Origin of the sequence: Legionella steelei, assembly GCF_001468005.1 — a bacterium.
GTDB classification, from domain to species: Bacteria; Pseudomonadota; Gammaproteobacteria; order Legionellales; family Legionellaceae; genus Legionella; species Legionella steelei.
In genome coordinates, this window is sequence record NZ_LNYY01000019.1 from 342,445 (window position 1) to 367,988 (window position 25,544).

A 25,544-nucleotide genomic window follows, 5' to 3' on the forward strand; every position below is an offset into this window, starting at 1 on the left:
GCGTGTTTTCGTAATTCCAGGGAAGCCAGGCTTGAGGCTCTTTAACAATTTGGTCTTTGTAAACCTGGAGTGCAATTAGGTATTCAAAGGGGTTGATGCCTGCTAACTCACAGGTATAAATAATACTTGTGAGTACGCCGCCTACCATAGCTCCGTATTCGGTTTTATAAAACAACCAGGTGTTACGTCCTCGGATAGGGATTTTTAATCCTCGTTTTAAGGGCAGCAAGGTTAGCTAGCAGTCCTAATAAAATCAATAGGTTGGGGCGAAAATAATGACTCAATGCTTTTTTGCCGTAAAGTCACGATAATCATACTTAGTGGTATTAGCGGATTGGCGGATTCAACTCGTTAACGCAACAACACTAAATTGTGTAATAAATATTACAAAATCATTTTTGCACTTGGAAGAATTACTTCCTATACTAATTTATTTCTTAAAAAGTCCTTGCTCTATCAAAAATTGCACTCTTGACGCCATGGCTTCTGCATCAGGTTTTATATCTGATTTCTTTATAGGTAATAAGGTTCCAAGAAAATTAATATTTTCTGGATCATTCAACATCGCATGTCTGAATGTATCAACCCAGCAGAGCTTTGCATACAGCTTTTGAATGCTTTAGGAATTGCAGCCAGAAAATTTTCTAATTGGAAATCATCCTTTAACGCTTTTTCTGCTTTCTCATTGACCACAGCGTTGGTTCTAGGCGGTATCACGACATCAGCATCAGGAGAATGTGCTAGAACTGCCTCGTAAACAGGGGTTTCATCATAAGCCCCATCGTCTGTGAACTGGTCGATGGGTTCATTAGCCTGTTTCAGTAATGGCTTAACCTGGCTGTCATCATGACAAAAACGGTCAGTTACTGTGCAGGCTTCAAAATAATGATTTTGATTGACTGCTGCATGAAATTTACGCCAGCTGGCTTTACTCGCCAGCAATTCGTTTTGAATATGCCTATAATGAAAATAAGTATTAATGGGAGCCATAATGCCTTACTTTCAAACAGCATTTATTATAAGCAATCAGAATTTCGCCCAGGCAGTTCAAGACTTACAAGCCAACCGAGTGAATTCTAATATCATCCAGTTTAAACTGACAAAGCCTTTAACTCAAAACGAATTAAATGCCTTACAGGCAGCATTGGTTCAGCATCAAGCAGTGGCGTCATCCAATGTGTTTTGCTTGGCTGGGTGCCAAAGCTCTCGCTTAGAACTATTAAACATGTTTCGCGGATTAGAAGACTTTGAGTGGCTGTCTCTTCAAATGGATTATCCATTAAAACTCAGCCTAGAAGAATTTGGAGTGGTATGTCACATTATCCAAGATGCCAAAGAATCGCTTAACATGCTTTCCCTAAGCATCCCCGAAGGGAATGAACAAACTGTGTACCAAGCTCTAGCAAATAATTATTACCTGACAACGATAAATCTTTTCGGACAAGATGAATTTAATTCAATGCCCATTGGATGGGAGTTTGCAGCTCGAAATAAGGCGTGGCTAGATACACTAGAAAATTGGGTGTGTCATGATTTGATGGAGTCAGACTCAAAAGGACTTCCTCCTCGTCCCTTGCAAAACGTCATAGAATTTTCAGCAGACTACCAACTTCACGAAGGGCTCAAAGGATTAAGACAACCCTTGACCGATGAAGGAAACTGGGAAGTATTTCAAATTCTTACACAGTGTTACCCCCATCCCACACTCCAAAGCACTGCATCTCATGCTTTAGGATATTTCTTATATTTAAATCCCAATTTTTTTAAAACAAATCAAGATCAAATAGCTCAAAGCCTATTCATATTAAATGCGTTTCAAGATCTAGACCTTGATCCTACAGACGAAAGTGATATCACCAGAGCAACGCAAATCATGGCGGTGGCTTATGCCATTCAAAAACTTCAACAAAAAGAGCTCTCTCTAGTAGATGTACGGGCATTCCTATCTGGTAACAAAGTATTGCTAAATTCTTTTGTTGTAGGAGAACTCATTGATAAAGCTCGAGAAACACTAACCCAAGCTCAAGACCCAGCATCAAAGAATGAACTCAACTTATTAAACGCCATTTCAAATCAACAAAACTATCACCCTCTTTTTATGGATTACTTGTTACAATGCCCCTCTTTTGTAAGACAACTTAAAATGACCTACCCTTCATCAGAATCTTTTTATATAATAGATGATGGTTTATTCAAAAACAGCGTTATCAGAGAGAAGTCTTTAACAGATGGACAGGTTGTAAAACCAGATCAACAAGGAATACCCAAAGATCTATGCCCTGATTTTGCAGCGACATTACGCGCAGCACCAGCCTTAGTTCCTATTGATATAGAAAGCATCAGAGGCCAAATAAGAGCTTGTGTTTTACCTCATGTCCATTCACGCTATAGAATGTTTCAGCAGGAGCCTCAAGCTGAAAGTTCAGATCCTCGACCAAGTTCATCACATCAGCTAGGCAAATCCTAAATGATTGCCTCGCTAGGGCTTTGTTGCTTAACCCCATGTTTAATGAATACTTATTTTCGCATTGCCTGCTGCATATGGTTAAAGTTTTGGAAGAGAATACTGAAGATATAAGCCATGAGTGAGTGGGATGTAAGAGTTTATAGCGTGATAGGACTACTTTATTTCTAGCTCATAAGCATTGTTACTCAAATATGCCATCTTAATACTAAAATCATTTTTTTCTGTAGTTCTTGAATTTTTTTGATGTATTTTTTTTCCATTTTTGCACCTATTATTACTCCGGGAACTTGCACAGAAGGCTGGAGGAGTTATTAAGGCTAAAATAATATTTTTCATAACGTTCTCAATAAGCAAAGGAGACATTAATTTACATAAAAAAATACATTTTATGAATATACTTTATTAATCAACTTGGTGAGCTTCCTAGTTAAACCCAATTTCAAAATAGCCTTACACTACTTTCAAGTCTATTTGCATTTTCTCTACTAAAATTATCAATGCAAGATTACTTGTGAGTTGGTTGGTATCAGGTCAGGATATTATAGGGAGGTAAGCAAGCGTAGGCTGGGCTGAAAAGCCCAGCAACTGCTCTGATGAATTGATTGATATTAGAATTAATATTCCGTTTTTGAGTTAATAATCGATTTCTAGGTAATACCCAAGCTTGGTCGCTGGGCTTTTCAGCCCAGCCTACGCTTGCTTGAGTTTTATATTTTCCTAGTTTCGATTTGATCCGTCCATTATTTAATATAATAATCCAATTTCCAAATAAATCCTGAGGCAGGCGATTAATTCTTGGTGTGAATAAGTAAAACTTATAAGGGCTTAATAAAATTTATTAGTGTGAAGATAATGATTTTGCAATTAAATTAAATTGGACCAATAATAAATTTATATAGAATAAAATGCATAATCATGAAATGTCCAGAATGTCATTATATTAGGAAAAGAAGGGAAACAGTACCAGAATGGCAATGTCCCAATTGTGGAATTGCATATAATAAGCATCCGGACTATTTTCAAACATACAACTTCAAAATAAAGCTGCTCTATAAAATATATCCAAAAAATAAGGAAATTAAAGCACATACTATTTATGTATATTTATATAAAAATCATTTAAATATAGAGCACATTCAGTTTGCCTTCCTGAATAAGGACAAAGTTATAATTCGTTTGGGCTTAGGTTCGGATCTTTTTATATATTCAGCAGAAATTTTCGAAGTATTAAATAGTACGAGCAAAAAACTCCCAAAACTCCAAGAACATCATAAAAAAGCAATTATTGAGTATATATTACCTGAATATCTAAAAGACTCTTTACCAAAGGATAATACTAAAAAATCAAATGAGATTATCGGCCTTCCATCTTCGAATAAAAAATACAATTTTTATAGTGTGTTTCTTAATAGACTGTCTATTGTTGTAATTATCGGAACTATACTCTTTATTTATTATGATTTTAATTATTACATTATTCATCAGGGGCTGGGATTTGGATATATTTATAAATCACAGACACCTGAAGAAAGGGAGGCGCTGGCTAGATACTATTCACAAAATAATAAAATCAAAACATCAAATGCACCTAATAAAAACATATTTAATGGGACTTTTATAAATTCATCACTAAATGATGAGGGGGATAAAGGCCTTTCGAAATTGCTTGGTGAAAATGGGGAACAACAAAATATCGATGAGGGAATAAGATTGCTTACCCAATCCGCAGAAAGAGGAAATCGTAAATCCCAATATAATTTGGGAATGGCTTATTATGAGGGATATGGCCTTGATAACGATAAGAAAAAAGCTCTTTTTTGGCTTATTAAAGCAGCAGAGAATGGTGAAGAAAAGGCACAATATAATGTGGGAATAATGTATCTACGGGGAGAAGGCACAATTAAAAACAAAAATAAGGCGCTGTATTGGATAAAAAAATCAGCGGATCAGGGTTTTACTCCAGCGATTAATTTATTATCTCAAATTAAAGAGGTAAATGAGAAACCAATCCCTGTCTATGAAGAACTTCCCTCACACAAATTAATTTATAAAAAAGAAGATAAAAATGGAACATTGTTTACTGATAGTCCTAATTAGTGCATCAATACTATTTGAGTAATGATGAATAAAGTGCATCTATCCAAGTCTTTTTGCAGTATCAATTCTCTATTCTATAGTTAATTCAAATCGAATTTAGAAGACGAAGGGAAGACTGCTGGTAAAAAATAAATATTAAGTCTGACTACTTGAAAAGTAGACTTTAAGGAGAAAACTGAAATAGTTCAACGCTTGAAAACCAATTTATTTATCCTCATTAGCAGCAACGTTCGCAAAACCCCCGATTTTTTTCCTTTTAAAGGCTACCAAATGTAAGTGTCATAAAAACACATGGTTTTGAGCTTTGCTGAATTTGTAATTTTAGAAATTAAAAAATCTATTCAGCATCTAATGATCCCTCTTCCGGGACTTCGAATATCCTGTATCCATTTATATAAATTTTGTTTATTTACTTCTTCTATTGGGTATCCTCTATTATTCACAGTTTCCCTGGCGCCGTTACTAAAACTAGAGGTAGTAACTATTAAGCCAAATTTCGCATTGTAAAATTCAATATCTGAAAGTATCAGCTGTTATATGCCGGTACTTATCAGACTTGTGTTTGTTTGATAATTTCTGCGTTAAGCACAAAGCAAGGCTTGACCCTCTAGGTATTTTGAAGTGTACAGAGCGCTTGGGCGTAAAATCGATATTGTCTGAACTTTAAATAAATTTAAGCGAACGGTGAGTAATAAGTTAAATGAACCATCAAGTAGAGATAGGTTCATAAAAAAATGAAATATTATTTGAAACTTAGTTCAAATAATAATCTATTATTTATTTATGTTCACCAATAATAAGATTAAATTGGTAGATGCATTAATGAAAATACTTCTAGCGCGTCAGAGTATCTATGACAGGGAACGGCTAGTTAGAGCTTATGAATTACTTTATAGAGATGGAAGCTCCAAAGCTGCTCATGTGGATAACAAGGATTTGAAAGCAGGGGATCATGCTACTTCGTCAGTGATCACACAATTATTTGCAAATTTAGACCTGAATGACGTGATTGGTGACAAACTAGCATTTATTAATTTTACTTACAATCATTTGATCAATCAAATTCCTAAATTACTCCCCAAAAATAGAATCATTGTTGAAGTAATTGAGGATATGCCTATCAATGATCAATTAATTCATAACTTGATTGATTTGAGCAAAGAGGGATATAAGATCGCTTTGGATGACTTCATCTATACAGAACAAATTATTCCACTGATTCAAATTGCTGATATTATTAAAATAGATGTATTACATCAAAATAAACAGCAAATCCGCAAGCAACTTACTCTACTGCAACACTTCAATGGTAAATTGCTTGCTGAAAAAATAGAGAATAGAAGTCAATTTAATGATTGTGTCGAATTGGGATTTGATTACTTTCAAGGTTTTTTCCTGAATAAACCAGACCAATTAAGAGGACAAGCCATTACTGAAAATAGAACTCATTTAATACGATTATTGAGTGAACTGAATAACCCAGAGGTTTCTATTGAACGCATTGAAGATATTATTTTACAGATTCCAAAACTTAGCTATCGTATTTTACGTTTGGTCAATTCGGTTGCTTTATATAATGGAAAGGAGATTGAGTCTTTATTAGATGCGATTAAACTATTAGGAATTGTTCGTATCCGAGAATGGCTAAGCCTTTTGCTGTTATCAAGTATTCATGATGTTGAACTGGATCTTCTAGAACGCACTTTAATTCGGGCAAGAATGTGTGAAAATCTTGCTAAAATTAAATGCAAATCGAGTACTCATTTAGCATATACAGTTGGTATTTTTTCCACCTTAGATGCAGTTCTTCATGAGCCTATGGAGTCTTTACTTGCCAAGATCCAACTTAGTGCGCAACTCAAGAATGCGTTACTTTATTTTGAAGGCGAGCTAGGGGGTATTTTAAAAATGGTACTGGATTATGAAATGGCCAATTTTAAACAATTAGAGTCTGCCTTAGTTGATAGTAACTTATTGACATCTGCTTATCTTGATAGCGTTAAATATGCAATCAAAACACTCCAGCTTATTAAATAGTGATATAATCTTCTTTATGTAATATTCTATGAATACACTCAGTTTTAACTTTTAAAATCAATTAATGATATTGAGCCAATTATAAATCATAGGAAATTTTGAAAATGACCGTTAAATCCAGTCGAAAACGGAATTTTGCTGATAACGACAGTAGGGTAGCAAAAATAAAAAACCAAGAAACATTTGCTTATGGTACTCATGTTGAGGAAATACCTACTAATCGGCTTCTAATATTGGATGGGTATGCTTTTGATATTGACGAATTGATGTCCCTACCTGAGAAAGATCTTTTTACTAATATGCATACTCAAATGGAGTTTAGTAAAGAAGCAAAAAGAACGCTATTATCAAATGAATCATTAAGAGAGAAAGCACAGCATCTTTTTCCAAAAAAACCTGATTTTCCTGGTACTTTAATCATGGACACTTATAATTTAGGGATCACTTTGCTTCAGCAGTGTAATGACAAAGAACGTCGAGAGGCACTTACAACGTTTAGTCAGGGATTAGAGAAGGTACACTCAGGTATAAAAAGTGAGTTTTTAAATTTTACTATCAAAATGAGTAGCTATAATTACCGAGTAAAAGCCAACTTACTTTCAACCATCCAGGTTAGAAAATTACTTACAGATTTATCTGAAGATAAAATATGTGTTCGTGCCGGCGGAAACTGGTTAATTCAATTAGTACGTAGCATGAAGCCAGATATGGTTAATGAAGCTTATGCCTTAAAATTAAATCAAGAGTTTTCACACGCAACTCCTTTAACTCAAGTAAAAGCCGCACCAAGAATTCCTGCTTTTTTTGCTGATCGATAGCATGCAGAATTCAGTATTGTCAGTTCATTATGGCTAAAGTTATTTTAATTTGTTTTCAATTCTTTTATCTGGAATGAACCAAATCATTGCAACAATTACATAAAGCATTTGCGCAATCCATGCGTAAATATAAGCAAGAGGAATTGCAAGTACATAAAGTATGATGGAAATATTTCCCTTAAAGTCATTGCCAATCGCGCGAGCGACAAGCGAGTCTTTACCTTCATGCAAGATAAGCGTATGCACAAGTATAGAATACGAAAGAGCAGCCATTAAAAGTATTAGGCCATAAAACGATGTTGGGGTTGCTGTAAAGTGGTTTTCTCCCATCCAGCCTGTTGCGAATGGAAGTAAGGAAATCCAAAATAAAAGATTCAAATTTGCCCAAAGTACTTTTCCTGAAATACTTTGAGTCGCGGTAAACAAATGATGGTGGTTATTCCAGTAAATACCAATATAAATAAAACTGAGTAGATAGCTTGAGAAAATTGGAATGAGCGGGCGAAGACTAATTAAGTTATCGCCATGCGGAATTTTAATTTCCAACACCATAATGGTAATAATGATCGCCAGCACACCATCACTAAATGCCTCCAATCGTGTTGTTCTCATCCTTTTCTTCCTAGTTGGGTGCCCTGAATCAATCGTATTTCCCATGCAAACAATCAATAATAGCACAAGATTTTCCTGGAATGTTCACAGGCAGCATACGCGCACGTAAATGAGTCTGTTTGTATGTCGTTATATCTAATAAAAACAATAAGTTTCTTGTTTTTTTAAGGTGCATACATTCAATATTTTAGGCATAATTTGTATTGGATCTATTGACGCTGACCTAAAAATATGCAAAATTGATATTTTGTCTTCACTTATCCTAAAGGTGTCGTCTTCTAAGGTAATTTATTATGAGTTCAAGTAGTTGTAAGCATGCCAAAATTTCATTGTTTAGCGCAACAGCACTTTCTGCTACTGCCATGGTTGGCTCAGGATGGCTCTTTAGCGCTCAATTAAACGCTAAGATTGCCGGAAATTACTCATTTCTTGCATGGATTTTAGCGGCATTATTGGTAATGGCAGTGGGATTGTGCCTTGCACAAGTTGCCTCAATTTTCCCAGTACGTGGTGCTACTGCTCGCTCGAGTGCATTATCACACAACAATATTTTTGGTATGCCGTTCGCTTTTGCTAACTGGTTTGGACTCATGGTAACAATTGGCACAGAAGCCCAAGCAACCACACAATATTTAGCAGCCACCATTAAAAGTGATACCTTGATGATGGGCAATGTCCTTACTATTTATGGTAAGTTATTTGCCCTGGGGATCTTAGTCATTTATTTATTAATTAATTACTTTGGTATTAAATTATTAACCAAAATTAATAATACAATTACCGTAGTAAAAATTCTCAGCCCAATTTTTACGATTATTATTTTTTTGATTCTACATTTTGACAAGAGCAACTTTAGTTTAGACACCAACACACAATATGGAATTGGCTCAGCAATTACGGCAATTATTTCAGCTGGTTTAATCTATTCTTACAATGGGTTCCAATTGGCAGTAGCTTTTGCAAGCGAAATGGAGAATCCAAAGAGGAATATTCCTTTATCAATCGTTCTTTCGATTGTTATCGTCATGTGTGTCTACATGTTACTCCAATTATCGTTTATGGGGGCTGTCCCTCATGAAATGTTAGGTAGTGGTTGGAGCAGCCTTAACTTTCATTCACCATTAATTAATTTAGCGATGTTGATGGGGGTTCATTTTTTAGCAATGATCTTGATTGCTGACAGCATTGTGAGTCCATCAGGCACAGGATACTCTTATTTGGGCGGTGCTTCACGGATGTTTTATGCTATGGCTAAAGAGGGGCAAATGCCAAGTCGGTCAATTACTAAATTACATCCTAAATATAATTTGTGTCGCCGTTCTTTGCTGATTAATTTTAGCTTAACTGCCATCTTTCTCTGGAATTCTGATAGTTGGGCTTCACTCATGGTGATTGTTACTGGTTATCATTTAATTGGGTATATGGCCGCACCGATTAGCATGGGGGCAATTAAACCTAAAACCAGGATATTTGGACTCATTGTTTTTTGTATCCTTGGTGTCATGATGAGTACTTTACCTGCGAATGATTTTCTAAAGATGAATTTGTCGATTTTAATTTTAATGGTAATTTATGGCGGAATACAAATTACACGACGAATGAAAGCAAGTACCTTATTTGTATTATCAACACCATTCCTAACTTATTTGTGGCTAATTTATTTCTATCAAAATGTTTATTATATTCTTTTGATATCTGGTCTGTTTTATTTATTAATTACACATAAAGACTACGTTAAATTATGTAAGGAAACTCAATTTATCGCCAATGATACTGATTTGGTTGCCAATGTAGGTGTTGGCCAGGGGCAACAAGCGTAGGTATACAATTTTTGTTTGCTTCATGCACAACTAAAGACCTGAGCGCATCGATGCATGAGCTCAGGCCAGTGGTCTAACCGAAACGTTTATTTATGGAAAGACTCACAGATTGTACGGCTACTTCCTGAGATGGATTAATGTAGGATGTTCCAATTAGATGGTCAGGTCCTATTTGATTGGTAAACGGACTTACATACTTAACCGTATTTCTTCCCGTTCTAGCGTACGTATAATTCACATCTAAGAACCAAGATGGATCAATGAAATAGGTTAGACCTAATTGTCCTGCTCCTCCCCATTCCCACATGGATTGGGATAAATTAACTGGAGCACCACTAATATCAGTTCCTTGCATACCATTATAATCAGCATATCCAATTAAATGATAAATATTAGATTGCATCCCTAATAATACTGCACCACCCCCCAAATAAGCATGAATATGCTCGAAGGAATGTCCTAAAAATGCCAAGAAAAGCAGCTCATGATTCACACTAGTTTGTGCCGATTCTACAGCATAATTTCCGGTGAAGTCTGTGGTCACGCCGGTGATTTCGTTATAGTTTGAACCCGCCTGAGCGATAGTCATATTGTAATCAGCGAAATGAGCATCTAAGAAATCATAGCTGAATTTAGCTCCCCAAAAATTAGGGCTTCCAGCAAAATGTTGAAAATAACCTGCTTGCGCATGAGGAGAAAATATATTTACGGTTTGATAAAAAGGATTAGAAAATCCTTCTGCGGATCCGGTACTTGTCAAAATCGGGCCCAAATAAGCGTCATTAACTCCTTTTCCCCAAATCTTTTGATTATCAAGGCTTGCGGAGTTATAGTTTCCACCGATACCCACAAAAAAGCCCTTATCTACAACCGGGGCAGTAGGACCCATACTCCCAGCAAACACCGAACTAGAAAGTACTAGAGTACTGAGTCCTGCATAAAATCGTTTAGTCATAAAATATCCGTATAAATAAAGTGAACGTTAAATATAGCAAGGTCAATGATGTATTGACATCTTGTTTGACTATACTAGCCTAAATTTATCTTCAGGCAAAGAATCTAAAAGAATAAATAATGAAGTAAATTCAAGGTAGTTATGTATTTTATGTATGGGGTCTGTAGACAATTATTTTACGTCTGATCAAGAGTGGTTCGTACTGAATATGCAAAATTAAATTTCATATTTGTCTTACAAAAAACCTATAATGAGGTACAAATATGCGTTACGCTAGCGCTCAGAGAGCTGATATATCACACTGAGAGCACGTATTTAATTTCTTTGAGAAGAACATATGAACACATCGAAACGTTTTATTGCAATTGGGGCCTTATCCGCAATGATTGCGACAATGTTGGGTGCATTTGCTGCACATAGTTTGAAATCACAGTTTAGTGATCTCCAGATGGAAATTTTTAAAACAGGAATTTTTTATCAAATGATACATAGTTTGGCGTTATTATTTGATGGGTTCCTTCTTTTGCACATTAATAACCGATTAATAAAAAGTTCAGGATGGCTCTTTTTGGTAGGTATTTGTTTTTTTTCTGGAAGTTTATATTTAATGAGTTTTTTTGCAATAAAAGCCTTAGGTATGGCCACACCACTTGGTGGCCTATGTTTTATTTTTGGTTGGTTTTTATTGGCTATTGGAGTTTACAGGGCGAGCAATGTTGAGAAGCCTCAACACACTGTGAAAGGTGTGCACGCGATTAATTTGAAAGTGCACCGCAATTAAAATATGCTTTTCTCTTTTAGAGTGAAATATATCTGATATATCACAGGAGACGTATATGAGGTATTTGGGGGGGAATTTTCATTTTGGTTTTGAACCTGCTTATTCCAAGCTTGGCTTATGCAAAACTGATTTGGCAAGAAACGCAAATTCCGATTAATACCAAAAATTGACCAGTAAAACTTGAAGCTTTATTGGTCTTTGCTGATGATCAAGCCAAACATCCTCTAGCCCTTATTAGTCATGGTTCTCCACGCAGCGCAAAAGATCGCCCTTATATGACGGCACTTTCTTATTTACCCATAGCTTATGAATTTGCACGACGTGGTTATTCTGTTGCTGTGGTATTAAGAAGGGGCTATGGTAGCTCAGGAGGAGGGTGGGCTGAAAGTTTTGATTCATGTAATAATCCTAATTATATGAAAGCAGCGCGATCTGCAGCAGAAGACTTACATGGAGCAGTGGACTATTTAGGGACATTAAAACAATTTGATACGAACAAGTTCATTGCGGTGGGCGTTTCCGCGGGTGGCTTTGCTTCCATTGCACTTACTGCACTTAATCCTCCAGCAGGATTAAAGGCAGCCATTAGTTTTGCAGGTGGGCGTGGTTCGCAGTCTGATGATAATGTATGTAATGCAAATGCTCTTATTACAACATTTGCTCAATTTGGTAAGACCTCAAGAGTTCCTACGTTATGGGTCTATGCACAAAACGATCATTTTTTTAATCCGGATCTGGCGAAAAAGTTATTTCATGCGTTTACTGGCGTCGGTGGGAATGCGTTTTTTATTCAAGCAAATCCATTTGGGAAGGAAGGTCACTATTTATTCTCGAAAGCTGGTATTCCTCAATGGGCGCCTATGGTAGATAATTTTTTAAAAAACAATAAATTAGCCTTAGTTGATACACTGCTTCCATTGCCTGTTTCTTCATTAAAAACACCAAATTACTTATCAAGCAGTGTCAAACAGACATTTTCCACCTACAAAAAGGCTGCACCACATAAAGCATTTGCTGTTTCTGAATGCGGCGCATATGGTTGGCGCTCAAGTCAACGTACGCAAGAGTTAGCAGAGAAAATTGCTTTAGGTACCTGTAAACAATACGGTGCGGAAGAATGCAAATTAATTGCGGTCGATGAGGAGCTAGTTTAATCCCCCGTATTACTTTGCATTAATACGGGCTATTCTAGCCTTTGCCGCATTATGATCATTTTTATCGATACACTCCATCTCAGAATATAAGCCCAGAATTGTGCTATATATTAACAATAGGCCACTGTTTGGTCGTCATATCAATATGCCCTCATTACCTCAAGAAGTTTTAATAGAAAAGGCGAGTAAATGGCAAAGCCGTTTTATAGGAAATACCGCCAGTTTTAACAAAGAAGTAACAAACGAAGGCGTCTGCCTCGGATTAAGTGTTTGGCGTTTGTATTGCACGTTAACTGGAAAATATGAGCAATATGAACAGTTATTAAAGCTTATTTATAATTCAGACCCACTCGCAGAAGATATTAGTCCTGAACTTCATCAAGCTTATGAAACATTTATTCAAAATACGCTTTGGTTGCATCGACTCTTGGCTGTTGAAGCAGGCACAACACAGGATCGTATGGAAGGCGCTTTAGAGGCTTTATTTAAACGAAAAGGAGAGCCCTTTCCGCTGACCTATCATCAACAATTTGCAGGTATTATTACTGTAGGCGAACTCAAGTCAACGCTTGCAACCTATTTAAAGATTGATCCAAGCCAACAACACGGCGTGGGATTTACGTTGAGCGGCCATGGACACTCCATATCAATAACCCGAGTTGGAAACCGAATTGAAGTGATCGATCCTGCGGATGGCAAGCTATGGGGTATTGATCTCCCTGAAAATGGAACGCCTGAAACCAATGCAGCAGCACTGACATCGGCAATAAATAAAATGTATGACCAAGTGCTTCATGGTGCTTTGCATTTTGATGAACCGAAATTTCAAGGTACTTATCACGGTATCCGCATGCATGTGTATTCTCGACTACATAATCCAAGTCCTGAGGTATTACCGACTATATATCCTTCTAAAACGGAACTAGTCACCGCAATCTATGAAAAAAGAAAGGACACCCTTGATAAACAAGATGGAGTTACAAAGCTCGATGCATTAGCTTATGCAGTGCAAAATGGTGATAGAGAGTTAGTACAATATCTCGAGCGAACTTTAGGAGAGGCAAAGCTTGCCGCGTGCAAAGAACGGGCATTTAAATCAGCAGTCTCATCAGGACAGCTTGAATATGTAACACGTTACTATAAAAAAGAGTATGTAGACCATACAGTACTAGATAATGCATTCACCAGTGGCAACAAACAAATAATAGGTTTTCTGCTTGAAAAAGGACACCGCTTAGTAAAAGCCGGTTTTAACTATGCTCTTCTTAACGCAGCTCGTTTAGACCAGGGTTATACGTTTAATCTTCTTTTAGAATACTATGATAAATTTCACAAAGAGCAACCTGATTTAATTGATCCTGCCGAATTAAACTACTCTGGTAAGTTTCATAAAATCGCTACCCCATTATTGAATATTGCTGCGCAAAACAATAGTGTTGAAGTGATGCGCATGTTATTAGCAAGAAATGTTAATTTAACATTAACCGATGAGTTAGGTCGAAATTGCTTACATTATCTTTCGCTTCATCAACCTGAACTTTTTATTGCGATTGCATCGCGTAATCCAGCATTACTTTTTGTACCGGATAAAAAAGGTGCGCGTCCGATTCATCGATTGTATCAAGAGGGGGATGCGTTAAGTGAAAAAATTTGTCCATTACTCATCAAAGCAGGGCAATGGCATGAAGCTTATATCTTAGCACTAAAAACGAACAATCAACGCATTATAAATTTGGTATTTCAAGTTGAAGACCTAGATTCTAATCTATTTTTTAAAACAAGTACCATCGCTTCGTTACCATGGGAGGCATTGGCAAAAAAACCGGAGTTATTTGAGCTTGTTGCGAAAAAAGTGGATATCAAAAAGTTAGGTAAAGAAGAGCTAGTTGAATATTATGTACTTGCTTTACATCATAAAAAAATGGACCTTTGTAAAGAAATTAGTGGTCATATTATTGATAAAAGTGATCTTTTACTCAAAAGCCCACGCAGTAACACAAATCCTTCAGTCTTTTTTGAAAATGATGAAACTACTTATAATCAGCTAATAAGCCCTATGGATTTGGATGCTTTAAAACCCGTGGCATTAAATCAAGCGTATAAACTAGCATTGTTGCATCATAACCAAGATGTTTATCGGAAGTGTATCAAAAAATTAAAAGAAGATTCCGCTTTTCTCGAGCGTACCGATGATCTTGATTTATGTTACCAAAGAAAAAATAACGCTTTATTTAAGGAATTATTTTCAATAAAAAAAGTGAGTGAAGAATGGTGCAAAACAGCCTTTATCAAATCATTACATGAGAATAATTATGAGGTAGCGAGTGCTATCCTACAAAAGTTCCCTCAATTGGTCGATGCGCAAATAGATAATATTAACGGCGTACCCCAATATCCTTTGTGGGTTGCCATTCATCAGGAAAATAAGGCACGCTGTCAATTTTTATTGACTCATAATGTAGATCCTTACATAAAAAGACTTAGTAGTACGTTAATGCTCGAGGCACAAAGACGTGAACCGTTAAAAGAACTATTTGTTTCCTATGATACGCATATTAAGAGTATGAAGAATCAGTGTGCGGAGGTGCTGGAGCAAATGCATGGATATAAGAAATGGAAGTTAACCAAAAAATACGGGCTTTTTGGTGACTTTACTGATGCCATGCTCTTACCAATTAGGGGTAAATCGGTATACATTCCCAAGGGGGTAAATGACATTGTGCAGAATGTCTTAGCCATTATAAACGCAGAACCCAAAATTTCAGTATTGAAAGAACAAGTAGAGAGGCTAACTAAGAGCATTCATGCAGTACCAGATACGATATTACCTGCAGATTTAAAATTAAAATTACTTAATACGCTTAATCCTGTAGAAGCAACGTCTGCACATAAAGAGTCGCTTCAGGAAATGAGAAGGGGGGCCGACAAACAAGATGGTGCAGCGATAAGTGCCCCCTAATGGACTCGATTTCGATATACACATAGCCCGTATTAGCACAGTGTAATATGGGGTTTAGATATCATGAAGCAAATTACACTACTTTCATTGCAGACGCACACGGGGCAGAATCATGCTCTAAAACTTTAGAGGGTACAATTCTTTTTACTTTAAAAGGTCGTGATGCACCATACTTAATTTCTTCTAAGGGTTCACTGAACACTATATCTTTTACAAATACGGGTGCCAGTTCGGGGGGCGAGACTTTCATTTCGGGTAGATTGAGTGCTTTTTTTAAAACGGCTTTTTTACGTATGAGCAAATTAGCCCATTGTTCTAATAATTTTTTATTATCAGAAGGCAATAGCCCCAAATATTCCTCACGGATAATCAGTTTTTTGATGTGTGCATCGTCTAAACTGGCAAATTTTGCCAATTCAGATTTAAGTTTTTCTTTATCAATATCATGAAAAAATTCACTGAAATGTAAATTTCCAATTATATTTTGAGGATTATTACATACTTTGCTGAATGAAAAGGGGGCATAGATTAAAGGATTATCTAATGATAAATTGGCTGCAAACTTAAGTAGAGCACTATCAATATCTGCTGAATCGAATATGGAATCACCTGGATCTATTTTTATGATTTGATGTTTGCTCGAACACTTAATGAGTCCTATATTACGCATTGCAGAACCAAGCACATCCATATCGTCTAGAATAATCGCGGCAGCAAGCAGCGCTTCTTTTCCACAAATTGATAAATCACTTTCCACTTTCTTATACGCAGCAACACAGTCATCGACTTTACTCTGTTGATTGATTTCTTCTAATGCTTTTTTATTACTAAACCATTCAACCAGATCCTTATAACCAGGTATAACTTTTGAGAATAAACCCAGTTGCTTTTGATAATAGCCAATATATAAATTGGCAGTATGTACTCGAAATACTTGATAAATTGAGTTAGCAATATGATCGCGAATGGCATTGATTGCTGTAAGTTGTTCAAGTCCTTTTTTTAGCTTGATTATATAATACTCTTCAGCATCAACATCTGACCAAAAAGAATATTTTGCCTTAGCCATAGCGTTCCCACGTAGTAATTATGTAAGTTTCTATGGTGAGGAATATTCTTTAAAATGGCAACTATTTGGTGATGAAAAGAGGAATTTGCATTAGAGAAAGACATGACTTAATAAAACCTTAATGTTTGTTGACTAAAATATGATCACACCAACCAATATCAGGTCAATCCTGGTGTTAACGTTATTAAGGAAGCTGTGTGATTAAAATTATGTCCCTTTCTCTTTTTATTATCATTGGATTGTTCTGTTCGCAATCAAATGCATCACAAAAAACAATTAAACTGAATCCAAATGAAACGAAGTCACTTGCAAACAATACGCTATGGACTCTAAATGCCACATGTGTTGTTCAAAGTACCCATCTAAATAAAAGCAAAATTAAAATTAATGTAGTCAAAAATTGTGGCTCTGTTAATGGAAAAAAATTGTCTACAGGGCAAGGAACTTTAATCAAGGTTAAAAATAACAGCAGTGTCTCTGTCACAGCGGAACCTGGCACGCAAATCAATCTTATCAATTTAGGAACAGACGATCTGCAAGCAGTGTGTTCTACTTAAATATGAAGATATAATCAAAATCAAAACTTTAGCCCATATTAGTGCCACGTAATACGGGCTGTCGTAGTTGATTTCTTTATATTCTTTATGCTATGGTGGGTAAATGAACAAATATCGTTCGTTAATCCTATTACTACTTCTGAGTGCTGTTTTACTTACACCACTCAAACTGCCAACGTGCCCAAAACAAAATTTGGATTCGCCTGTTGCTTTTTCTCTTGCAGTGTCTCCTTGCTCTATCCAACAAACCATGAACAGCAGCTGCTTTTCTTCTTCATACTGGCTTCAAGATGAATTTCGTTTGGCTTCATCATGGATAGTACGTAGTCTCATCGGTTTGTTAAGCTTTTTACTTATTTGCTCTAAATACAACTCACCATTGGATGAAATTTATCGTCCCCCGATTTGATTCCTTTTTATTTTTAAATTCAAAAAAATAAATTATTGAGGAATCAAAATGAAAAAACTATTTTTGTCATTATTGATGACATTTATCTCTACTTCTGTTTTTGCAGCGGACTTTGGCAGTGTAAATCCTACAGATTTGATGCTGTTTATCCAAAATAACAGTCCGATTTTTTATTTAACGGCGTTCTTTTTTTTGGGGGTTCTGTTAGCGTTTACTCCCTGTGTCTTGCCCATGGTGCCGATTCTTTCGGGTATTATCACCGGCCAGGGTGCCAGTAGCGGTCGACATGCTTTTAAATTATCTTTAGGCTACGTGTTTGGAATGGCAGTTACTTATGCCATAGCCGGGATGTTGGCAGCATGGTTTGGCTCAACGGTACAAACTCTAATGCAGCAGCCGATGATTATTGGCGGTTTTAGTATTTTATTTACACTTATGGCCTTGTGGCTTCTAGGTGTTTTTGAATTGCGACTTCCATCTTTTATTCGGATTGCTCCCAACAAAGCACGCCAACATGGTGTGATATCAGCTACAGTCATGGGATCTTTATCTACCTTAGTTGTCTCGCCCTGTGTCACCGCACCCTTAATTGGTATTCTTACCTATATTGCACAGAGCAATCATGTCGCTCAAGGTGGTTTATTACTCTTTGTTTTGGCTTTGGGCATGGGAATGCCATTATTGATTGTAGGAGCAGGGTATGGCCGCTTTTTACCAAGTTCTGGTCCATGGATGGTTCGTATCAAACAGGTATTCGCCATGATGATGTTTGCTATGGCTGTCTGGCTATTGAGCCGTGTCGCCCCTAAATTTTGGATCGATATGCTCTGGGTCGTTGTTTTTCTTGTTAATGCATGGGTTTTTGGTGCTTTTCGTCAAGAACATCAATGGGGTGGACGACTGTTACAAGCTGTGGTTTTATTATCCATGATGGGGGCAGGGGCATTGGCTTATCACGCATTTGCTCCCACTCCTCTTGCGCAGGCAGAAACGAACTCTCCATTTGTTATGGTGCATACACTTGAGGAGGTTAATGCAAAACTCGCTGCGGCCAAGGCCAAAAATCAACGCGTGTTTATTGAGTTTTTTGCGGGATGGTGTAGTGATTGCCAGGCTATGGATAAGCATGTTTTTAATCAATCAGAGGTCATTGGTGCCATGCAAGGCTCAGTAAATCTTCGTGTTGATATTAGTGAAAAATCAGAGGCCGTAGCAAAGATTCGTCAAGCGTTCCACATTTATGGTATACCTACTATGCTATTTTATGATAAGCAAGGAAATGCACTGACTCAATTAAGCTCTGTTGGGCAGATATCTAAAGAAAAAACTTTAGAATTATTATCCCAATTTCGCAGCTAGAGTAAGCAACTTCCCTTCTCCCCTTGGGGAGAAGGGACTTTAATGGTAAAAAAACGTGCATATTTACCCTGGCTTTATTTTAAAATATTGGATAGTTTTTTGTTATTCGAGATGGAGTTCCGGAATAGAGAATTATCCATTTCCACGATGTCAGAAGCGATACTATCCAGACTCATAAATACAGTTTCAATCATCCTTTTTGTCTCATCGCCACGCGCAAGCAGATTCTCCAATACTTCTTTTAAACCCATCTGATCTTGTTGGTATCCTAGATATTCAGGATTACTTACGATAAAGGAGTCGATAGCAATACCGGTCTTAAGATTTAATGTGATTGAGAAAAAAGCATCAGTAACCATAACATCTTCAGGAGAGAGATATTCAGGAAGCTTGTCGAGGTCTATCTTTATTGCAAGCAATGCAGATAAACCGGTGTAATTACCAGCATCATCTTTGGTTGTTGAAGTAACTACTCCTTTGATAAAAATAGCGTCACCATATTCTTCGGTATAGCTCTTCACGGTTTCCTCTAAAAGTTCAATGGATTTAGGAACCATTTCATTGCTCTGTTCACGGGACAAAAACTTGGTGAGATCAAAACCTAATGAACCTTTGAGTGTGGTGGTCGGCGATATGCCATCGTTATAGTCATAACCTAGATTATCAACTTTTATGATGAAATTATTTTTCGAGCCAATTTTGCTATAAAGGCCATTTAAAGCGACTTTGAGTGCGCGCTCATTATTTATTTCTACTGCATCAAATTTGAGTTTTGCAGCAGTGGCTTGATTTTGAAAAGGTGTAAGAATGTTAGTAATTTCGGTATTTAATAAATCAAGAGGAGAATCACCGGCTAACGCACTAGAAATAACACTCAAACTTAAACCAAGAGTACAAAAGAATTTTTTCATAATAAAACATCCTGTTATTTATATTGATTCGGGTTTATCAGTTAGTCTTCACAAACTGAGGGGTTATTATGTCATTTTTTATCAGCAAAAAAAATCGTGGTAAACAGAATGTATACGCAATTTTGAAACGATTGAAATGATACTGTTGAAAAAATCAATGGGTTCTGATTAAGTTAGAGCCCATTGATTTATTTGGAAATAGTACTGATTCTATCTATTCATTTTGAATAGACTTTTTCCTGTTAGTGGTTGAGTGTAGACGCCGCTATCATATTCTTGCCAGTTATCGGCAGGTTTGATATTACATTTTTTGGAAACCATGTGCCATCCGGGTTGATGTTTATAACAGTTTGTTGCATGGGCAGATCCAAATACAGCGATCATACCAATAGCAATTAATCCTGCTGTTGATGATTTGATCTTCATTTAGAACTCCTTATCTCGCTAGTAAGATGCAAAATGCATCAATATGATTATATTATGATCAATTGAGATGTGCAAATTTTGTTTCGCTTTTTAAGCAAAGCACAGTCGAATTAATATTGTATATGTTTGACTCGTCAATAGCGGTTATTCCATTTTTCTAGTTCTATTATTATAAGACACTAATAATTAATCAATTTTTTTTACAATCAGAAGAGTAGTCCGTAATGAACTTACTTTGCCAGTTCGTTTTTTTCCTAATTACAAGCCCTGAGGCATAGAGCACAATACCGGTAAGAATAAGGGATAATGTGCGAATAATGGTTGGCGTTGATGACGCGTCATAAAGTAGTGCCTTACCAGCCGCAAAAAATAAAACGATCAGTACTGATTTTGCAATCAGTATATCGTTTCTCAATGTTGAAACCTGTAGCATGATGAGTACATAAGCAAGCCAGGATGCAGAGACTGCCAAGGTTCCATATTCCGAAGTGAGTTGGTAAAGGCTCATGATCGCCAGGAGATGTGTAGCTGCTAGCAAAACGTAACAATATTCTTCTTTATGGACGAATTCTTTGCGATTTTTTATTAGTAGGCACCAAATACTGGCAAAAGATGGCCAAGCCACTACAGACCAAGTTAATTCTTTGCTGCTCAGCAAGTGACCTATCATACTTAAATATTCAATACCTAAAATTGCAGAAAGCGCTACAAATGGGATTAAAAAAGGGATACTCCATTTAACCACACTAATTCTTGTATGCAACAAGGTATATCCAAAAACAATCATCGGGAAAAGCCAAGGCCTGATATTTAAAGGCAAAAGGCCGAGATAAATGGAGTGGAAGCAAACAAGTGTCACAAAGGTCAATAATACATTACGACTGTTAAAGCGACGTTCAGGAAGCCATTTTTTAGCGGAATAATAAAGCCCTACTAAAAGCGCTGCTGCAGCCAGAGAAACGCATGAGGCTATAGTCTGATCAATGCGACTGAGATAATAATATTCCATAGCGTAGAAAATGAGTAATACAGGGAATAGACTCCATGACTCTTTTTCAGTGAGTTGTTGTTGGGTCAAGCGTGTATGAAACAGAGTGCCAATTGAGTAGATAAGAAAATTAATGGCAAGTACTGTAGCAATTAACACATCTTGATGGAGCTTCAGACCAATTGCTGCTGTTATGGATATCGCTAAATAAGCTGAAATCATAGTTAATGTACGTGACTCCACCCAAATAGCAAGCGTTGCAAAATTCAATGAACAGATCGTGAAATAATACAATGAATAGATCGTGTTATATTCAACACCTGAAACAATTGGAGCAATGTAAGCTCCTAGGGCAGCTATAATCGCATAAATGTCATGCTTAAATCGTAAATAAAACCAAATTGAAATCCCGGAGACAACTGTGGTGATGGCAATAACTGTTTGGAATGAAATAAGAAGGTAATACTGATGGGCGGCAAAACCAGTGAAATAAAGCACGGTAGCGCCTGCAGCAGGTAAAAAGCATGCATATATTCTATCTGCATTAGAAATAACAATACCGCCTATAAATAATGCCATTCCAAATAGAGTTGCTACTCCAAGCTGCTTTTCATGCGTGAGCCATCCGGATTCAATGGATAATTTAACAATGAAGCAAGCTGCTAGAATAAAGCAAGCAGAGGCAACAAAACCTAGCCAATTACCCGACATGGGTTTGGGTGTGGACTTTGACCGGTCTACACTTTTCTTATTTTTAATGAGCTTAGATTGTTTGATTGGCGCGATGGGAGATACGCTACCAATAATTTTTTCAACTGTGGATACTCGAGTGTCTAGTGACTCTATGCTTTTTTCAATATCAATCGATTTCAAGAAAATATTCCACACACATTAATAATTGAACAATTTTACACCATTTTGCCTGTTATTTTCGAGTATTATTTTAAAATTATTCATTTTTAGCTGTTTTTATCAAGCCGTTAGTCTTTGTAAGTACTGTAATTAGGGTAATTAAAATAAAAAAAGAAAAATTGTTTAAGTCAAGACTGTTTTTTTCTTTTTTATTTGTTTATGATGACCACGCCTAAGTTCTTTTTTTATATCTACTCTTGTGGATATTTGCGCGTATCAAATATTGAATTGCTCTCCAATAATTACCAAAAGCCATATTCCATCTCGTGTTCAACGTACGAGCTATCGCTGAGTTATTCACATTTTCTGTGGATAAGTCTGTTTATAGCCTGTCAAACACCATATAGAATTTAGAAAGTAAATGGATGGCACATCATGTTCCAAAGTGCTATTTATGGAGCAATGAAATGATTCGTGAATCATGCACAGTCCTTATACTAGATTTTAAAGTGCTCAACAAGAATGCTTCATTAGCATATAAAAAAGTAGATCTCGCCGCTTTTGTTCAGCACTTACTTCATTTGGTCTTCCAGCCAAAATCTCAATAAAGAGGTCACCGCTTGGGGTTGTTCAATGTGAAGCATATGTCCACAATCTTCAATGATTGCTAGTCTTGCCGAATGAATCGCTGCTTTCATTGCTTGTTGTGACTCTAAAGTAAAGGCACTGTCTTGTCTGCCGTACATAATTAATGTCGGACAAACAATTTTGTGAAGTTGCTCGGTAGTTGATTGGCTATTGAGCATCGCTTTGGTTTGATTTAGAAAACCTTGTTTGGGAAACTTTGCTTGTCCTTCGATGAGCGTGTTCATTAATATGGGGTCATTGCTGCGAAAAGGGGCAACACTGGTGGCGTTGACTTCATTGAGTAAACTCTCAAGACGGTTGCTTTCAATTTCATGTTGCCATCGTTCAAAATATTGACGCTTTTCGTGATCTAAATCTCCTGTCCAACTGCCCATGACAATCAGTTGCGATACCCTGTGAGGGGCTTGTATGGCGACCATCTGAGCTAGCCATCCTCCTAAAGAATGCCCACAAATTATAAATTGTTCCGGTGTATCAGCAAGTAGTTGTTCCGCCATTTGTTCTATTGTTTCAACATCAAAAAAATATTTGACAGTAATATCAGCGATATCAGCAAGGTGTTGGTATTGATGTGTCCACAATTTTTCTGTGCCCCCCCATCCAGGGACTATAATCAATTGTTGTTTCATGTTGACTCCTTAGTAGCAGTAGCGTCTTTGCAGAGAATTATAGAACACTTTAATGTAATCTAATACGAGGAAGAATCGAGGGATTTTCAAAAGCATCAGGTTTTTAATGGGGACTAATGTTTGTATCGTGTCATCGCTGTATATATCCGATAATTCGTTCGCCTGCTAAATTGTAGCCTGGCTGCAGCGAGGCGGAACCCGGAGAGCTGCTAAACCAAGCATCTGCAGAGTTAATTTGTACTCTCCAAAAATTTCTTTATGAAGTTCAATTACCCATGGTGTTCGAGCTCATTATTGCATGCTGGGCTTAGCAGCCCAGCCTACGGTTATTTATTTTCCACTGATTGGTATAGGCATTTTTATTGATTGCGGGAGCACAAATCTAAATGAATAAAACACTCTCTTTGTTGAACGTAATCATTTGAGTTTTGCTACTCAGTAGCGATACTGCTGCGCAATTATTATTTAAAGTAGCAGCGCTTATCCATTCATTTTTTTCCATGAGCAAATAAGTCCAATTCAGTGGATAGGTACTTTATTAATTGCCGCAGGAACCTGCCTTTTAGGATATCATGATGGAAAGCAACCTCAGATACCCTAGATATTTTACAAACCCCTTTTCAGCTTGCTCATTATAAAAACGATCAATATGTAACTCATTATTTAGAAATATTTTAAATTAGAATGTGATCGTTAAGATTTTCCCAAAAAAATTTTGATCTTGTAAAAAGAATAAGACATATCAATTATTTGGTATTCTATCGTTCTGTTTTTATTAAAAAATATTTAATATGATTTTTTATCAGAACGCAAATGTCATTATAGTCACTGGATGCCTTTTTTGAGCTCATCATCGAGCGAAAGGTTGTAGCTAAAAACTAAGGAATGGTCGATGCGCAACAGCAAGCAACAAAAACAAAGTCCTCTTGATGAACTCGCTAATGAGATGATATTGGCCGTTCTTAACGCGCGTAATAAGGATGAGAGTTATATCATTGAGCCCAAGGATATGGCGTCGGTTGCTTTAAGTAGCAGACGTTTGAACATGCTAAGTCAAAACGCCAATTGTATTTTTTTTCCACATATGTACAAAAATGTTCGGGAGAAAGCTTCAGATTATCATGACTATAAAGAAAAACGACTGGGTCAATTACAATATGAGCAAAGAATGCGAAACGAAAAAAGCGCTCCATTTTATTTGAATAAGGCTGCAAGAAAAACAATGGCCTGTGGTTTCAGTTTGCTCTTGGCGTCCTTTTTGGCATTCAAATTTGAGATGAGCTATCCTGGTTTTTTCTTAATGACTGTGGTTTTTACCTTACTGACTATGGTCATTAATGAATTTCTTCATCATCATGTAGAATGCACTTTAGATAAATCTAAAGTAAGGGAGATTCCTCTTGAGTTTTTCGAAGAAGAAATAGCAAGTAAAACGACTTCATTTAGTCTGTAAGTAACAACAGATTTAAATTTTCAACATTGCGATAATGTTTTCGGGTGGATCAAGTTTAAAAAATCGATGCATTTGATTTTTAACAATTGATCGTGATTCCCTGCATTAAACACTAGCCATTCTTTATGTGCGAGGCTATCTGCAAGATAGACATCCATACCATAAAGTTCACCAAAAATCGGTAAAGCACCAATTTCGCAATCTTTAAATCGGTCTTGAAATTCAAACTCTTGAGCAATTTCGGCTCGCTTAGCGTGAGCTTCTTTTTTTAATTGCTTTAAATTCAGACGAATATTTGCAGGAATTGCTACAAGTACAAATTTGCCATCCAATTTGACAATGACAGATTTAGCAAAATTGTTCCTTTTAATATGAGCTCCTTGTGCACATTGTGAAGCTGTATATGCTTTAGGATGATTGATTGTTTCATAGGCGATATCATGATCCTTCATATATTTTCTTATGGATAAGCTTAGCATGTGGGGCTCCTACAAAAAATGTATTGTTTAATTATAGTTCAATTTATTGCGTCTAATAGCTCAA

General features: G+C 36.5%; 22 protein-coding genes and 1 pseudogene. 12 read left to right on the plus strand and 11 right to left on the minus strand.

The genetic code is table 11. The features are described 5' to 3' along the window. Positions 1 to 558: 558 nt before the first annotated feature. Positions 559 to 939 (minus strand): annotated as a pseudogene (locus tag Lste_RS19560) (transposase); the annotation flags it as partial. Between the two features lie 52 nt (positions 940 to 991). Between Lste_RS19560 and Lste_RS05730 the strand changes: the two are divergent. Continuing rightward, positions 992 to 2,467, plus strand: a complete 1,476-nt coding sequence (locus tag Lste_RS05730) for a hypothetical protein (protein WP_058510101.1) — start codon at positions 992 to 994, stop codon at positions 2,465 to 2,467. Between the two features lie 153 nt (positions 2,468 to 2,620). Here Lste_RS05730 and Lste_RS05735 read toward each other — a convergent pair whose 3' ends face one another. After that, positions 2,621 to 2,803, minus strand: coding sequence for a hypothetical protein (locus Lste_RS05735; protein ID WP_058510102.1), 183 nt, complete (start codon positions 2,801 to 2,803; stop codon positions 2,621 to 2,623). A 579-nt stretch (positions 2,804 to 3,382) separates the two neighbouring features. On the opposite strand from Lste_RS05735, the gene Lste_RS05740 reads away from it, so the two are divergent. Further along, positions 3,383 to 4,564: an SEL1-like repeat protein gene (locus Lste_RS05740; RefSeq protein WP_058510103.1), complete on the plus strand. Its 1,182-nt coding sequence runs from the start codon at positions 3,383 to 3,385 to the stop codon at positions 4,562 to 4,564. A 341-nt stretch (positions 4,565 to 4,905) separates the two neighbouring features. Here Lste_RS05740 and Lste_RS19800 read toward each other — a convergent pair whose 3' ends face one another. Next, the gene (locus tag Lste_RS19800) at positions 4,906 to 5,094 is read right to left on the minus strand and encodes a restriction endonuclease (protein ID WP_157070759.1); all 189 of its coding nucleotides are present in this window, start codon (positions 5,092 to 5,094) and stop codon (positions 4,906 to 4,908) included. A gap of 292 nt (positions 5,095 to 5,386) precedes the next feature. On the opposite strand from Lste_RS19800, the gene Lste_RS05745 reads away from it, so the two are divergent. Together Lste_RS05745 and Lste_RS05750 are read left to right on the plus strand one after the other, a co-directional pair. Beyond that, the gene (locus Lste_RS05745) at positions 5,387 to 6,601 is read left to right on the plus strand and encodes an EAL and HDOD domain-containing protein (RefSeq protein ID WP_237760434.1); all 1,215 of its coding nucleotides are present in this window, start codon (positions 5,387 to 5,389) and stop codon (positions 6,599 to 6,601) included. Between the two features lie 104 nt (positions 6,602 to 6,705). Next, positions 6,706 to 7,419, plus strand: coding sequence for a hypothetical protein (locus tag Lste_RS05750; protein ID WP_058510105.1), 714 nt, complete (start codon positions 6,706 to 6,708; stop codon positions 7,417 to 7,419). A gap of 39 nt (positions 7,420 to 7,458) precedes the next feature. Here the strand turns inward: Lste_RS05750 and Lste_RS05755 are convergent, their stop codons facing one another. Then, positions 7,459 to 8,031, minus strand: a complete 573-nt coding sequence (locus Lste_RS05755) for a TMEM175 family protein (RefSeq protein ID WP_058510106.1) — start codon at positions 8,029 to 8,031, stop codon at positions 7,459 to 7,461. Positions 8,032 to 8,324: 293 nt separating this feature from the next. Here Lste_RS05755 and Lste_RS05760 point away from each other — a divergent pair, with 293 nt between their 5' ends. Next, on the plus strand, positions 8,325 to 9,851 hold the full coding sequence (locus Lste_RS05760; protein ID WP_058510107.1) for an APC family permease: 1,527 nt from the start codon (positions 8,325 to 8,327) through the stop codon (positions 9,849 to 9,851). 73 nt (positions 9,852 to 9,924) lie between these two features. Here the strand turns inward: Lste_RS05760 and Lste_RS05765 are convergent, their stop codons facing one another. After that, positions 9,925 to 10,806: a hypothetical protein gene (locus Lste_RS05765; protein WP_058510108.1), complete on the minus strand. Its 882-nt coding sequence runs from the start codon at positions 10,804 to 10,806 to the stop codon at positions 9,925 to 9,927. Between the two features lie 337 nt (positions 10,807 to 11,143). Here Lste_RS05765 and Lste_RS05770 point away from each other — a divergent pair, with 337 nt between their 5' ends. The 3 genes from Lste_RS05770 to Lste_RS05780 all read left to right on the plus strand — a co-directional run bounded on the left by Lste_RS05770 (position 11,144) and on the right by Lste_RS05780 (position 15,700). Beyond that, positions 11,144 to 11,587 carry a DUF423 domain-containing protein gene (locus Lste_RS05770; RefSeq protein WP_068310909.1) on the plus strand — a complete coding sequence of 148 codons (444 nt, stop codon included), beginning with the start codon at positions 11,144 to 11,146 and terminating at the stop codon, positions 11,585 to 11,587. 191 nt (positions 11,588 to 11,778) lie between these two features. Continuing rightward, a complete protein-coding gene (locus tag Lste_RS05775; protein ID WP_058510109.1) occupies positions 11,779 to 12,741 on the plus strand; it encodes an alpha/beta hydrolase family protein in 963 nt (320 codons plus the stop codon). Positions 12,742 to 12,841: 100 nt separating this feature from the next. Continuing rightward, complete coding sequence (locus Lste_RS05780; RefSeq protein ID WP_237760435.1) at positions 12,842 to 15,700, plus strand: hypothetical protein; 2,859 nt, start codon at positions 12,842 to 12,844, stop codon at positions 15,698 to 15,700. 73 nt (positions 15,701 to 15,773) lie between these two features. Here Lste_RS05780 and Lste_RS05785 read toward each other — a convergent pair whose 3' ends face one another. Continuing rightward, on the minus strand, positions 15,774 to 16,769 hold the full coding sequence (locus Lste_RS05785) for a hypothetical protein (RefSeq protein ID WP_058510111.1): 996 nt from the start codon (positions 16,767 to 16,769) through the stop codon (positions 15,774 to 15,776). Positions 16,770 to 16,978: 209 nt separating this feature from the next. Between Lste_RS05785 and Lste_RS05790 the strand changes: the two genes are divergently transcribed. The 3 genes from Lste_RS05790 to Lste_RS05800 all read left to right on the plus strand — a co-directional run bounded on the left by Lste_RS05790 (position 16,979) and on the right by Lste_RS05800 (position 19,094). Further along, positions 16,979 to 17,326 carry a hypothetical protein gene (locus Lste_RS05790; protein WP_237760491.1) on the plus strand — a complete coding sequence of 116 codons (348 nt, stop codon included), beginning with the start codon at positions 16,979 to 16,981 and terminating at the stop codon, positions 17,324 to 17,326. 103 nt (positions 17,327 to 17,429) lie between these two features. Next, entirely contained in the window at positions 17,430 to 17,735 is a 306-nt protein-coding gene (locus Lste_RS05795; protein ID WP_058510113.1) for a hypothetical protein, read from the plus strand. A 48-nt stretch (positions 17,736 to 17,783) separates the two neighbouring features. Further along, the gene (locus Lste_RS05800) at positions 17,784 to 19,094 is read left to right on the plus strand and encodes a protein-disulfide reductase DsbD family protein (RefSeq protein ID WP_058510114.1); all 1,311 of its coding nucleotides are present in this window, start codon (positions 17,784 to 17,786) and stop codon (positions 19,092 to 19,094) included. A gap of 74 nt (positions 19,095 to 19,168) precedes the next feature. Here the strand turns inward: Lste_RS05800 and Lste_RS05805 are convergent, their stop codons facing one another. From Lste_RS05805 to Lste_RS05820, 4 genes are all read right to left on the minus strand, one after another. Further along, positions 19,169 to 20,005 (minus strand): hypothetical protein, encoded by an 837-nt coding sequence (locus Lste_RS05805; RefSeq protein WP_058510115.1) that lies wholly within the window; start codon positions 20,003 to 20,005, stop codon positions 19,169 to 19,171. 210 nt (positions 20,006 to 20,215) lie between these two features. After that, complete coding sequence (locus Lste_RS05810; protein ID WP_058510116.1) at positions 20,216 to 20,431, minus strand: hypothetical protein; 216 nt, start codon at positions 20,429 to 20,431, stop codon at positions 20,216 to 20,218. A 190-nt stretch (positions 20,432 to 20,621) separates the two neighbouring features. Further along, positions 20,622 to 22,292 carry a DUF2339 domain-containing protein gene (locus Lste_RS05815; RefSeq protein WP_058510117.1) on the minus strand — a complete coding sequence of 557 codons (1,671 nt, stop codon included), beginning with the start codon at positions 22,290 to 22,292 and terminating at the stop codon, positions 20,622 to 20,624. A 551-nt stretch (positions 22,293 to 22,843) separates the two neighbouring features. Then, entirely contained in the window at positions 22,844 to 23,548 is a 705-nt protein-coding gene (locus Lste_RS05820; RefSeq protein WP_058510118.1) for an alpha/beta fold hydrolase, read from the minus strand. An 892-nt stretch (positions 23,549 to 24,440) separates the two neighbouring features. Between Lste_RS05820 and Lste_RS05825 the strand changes: the two genes are divergently transcribed. After that, positions 24,441 to 25,001, plus strand: a complete 561-nt coding sequence (locus Lste_RS05825; RefSeq protein ID WP_058510119.1) for a hypothetical protein — start codon at positions 24,441 to 24,443, stop codon at positions 24,999 to 25,001. A gap of 20 nt (positions 25,002 to 25,021) precedes the next feature. On the opposite strand, the gene Lste_RS05830 is transcribed toward Lste_RS05825, so the two are convergent. Then, positions 25,022 to 25,480, minus strand: a complete 459-nt coding sequence (locus Lste_RS05830; RefSeq protein WP_058510120.1) for an aminoacyl-tRNA deacylase — start codon at positions 25,478 to 25,480, stop codon at positions 25,022 to 25,024. Between the last annotated feature and the right edge of the window lie 64 nt (positions 25,481 to 25,544).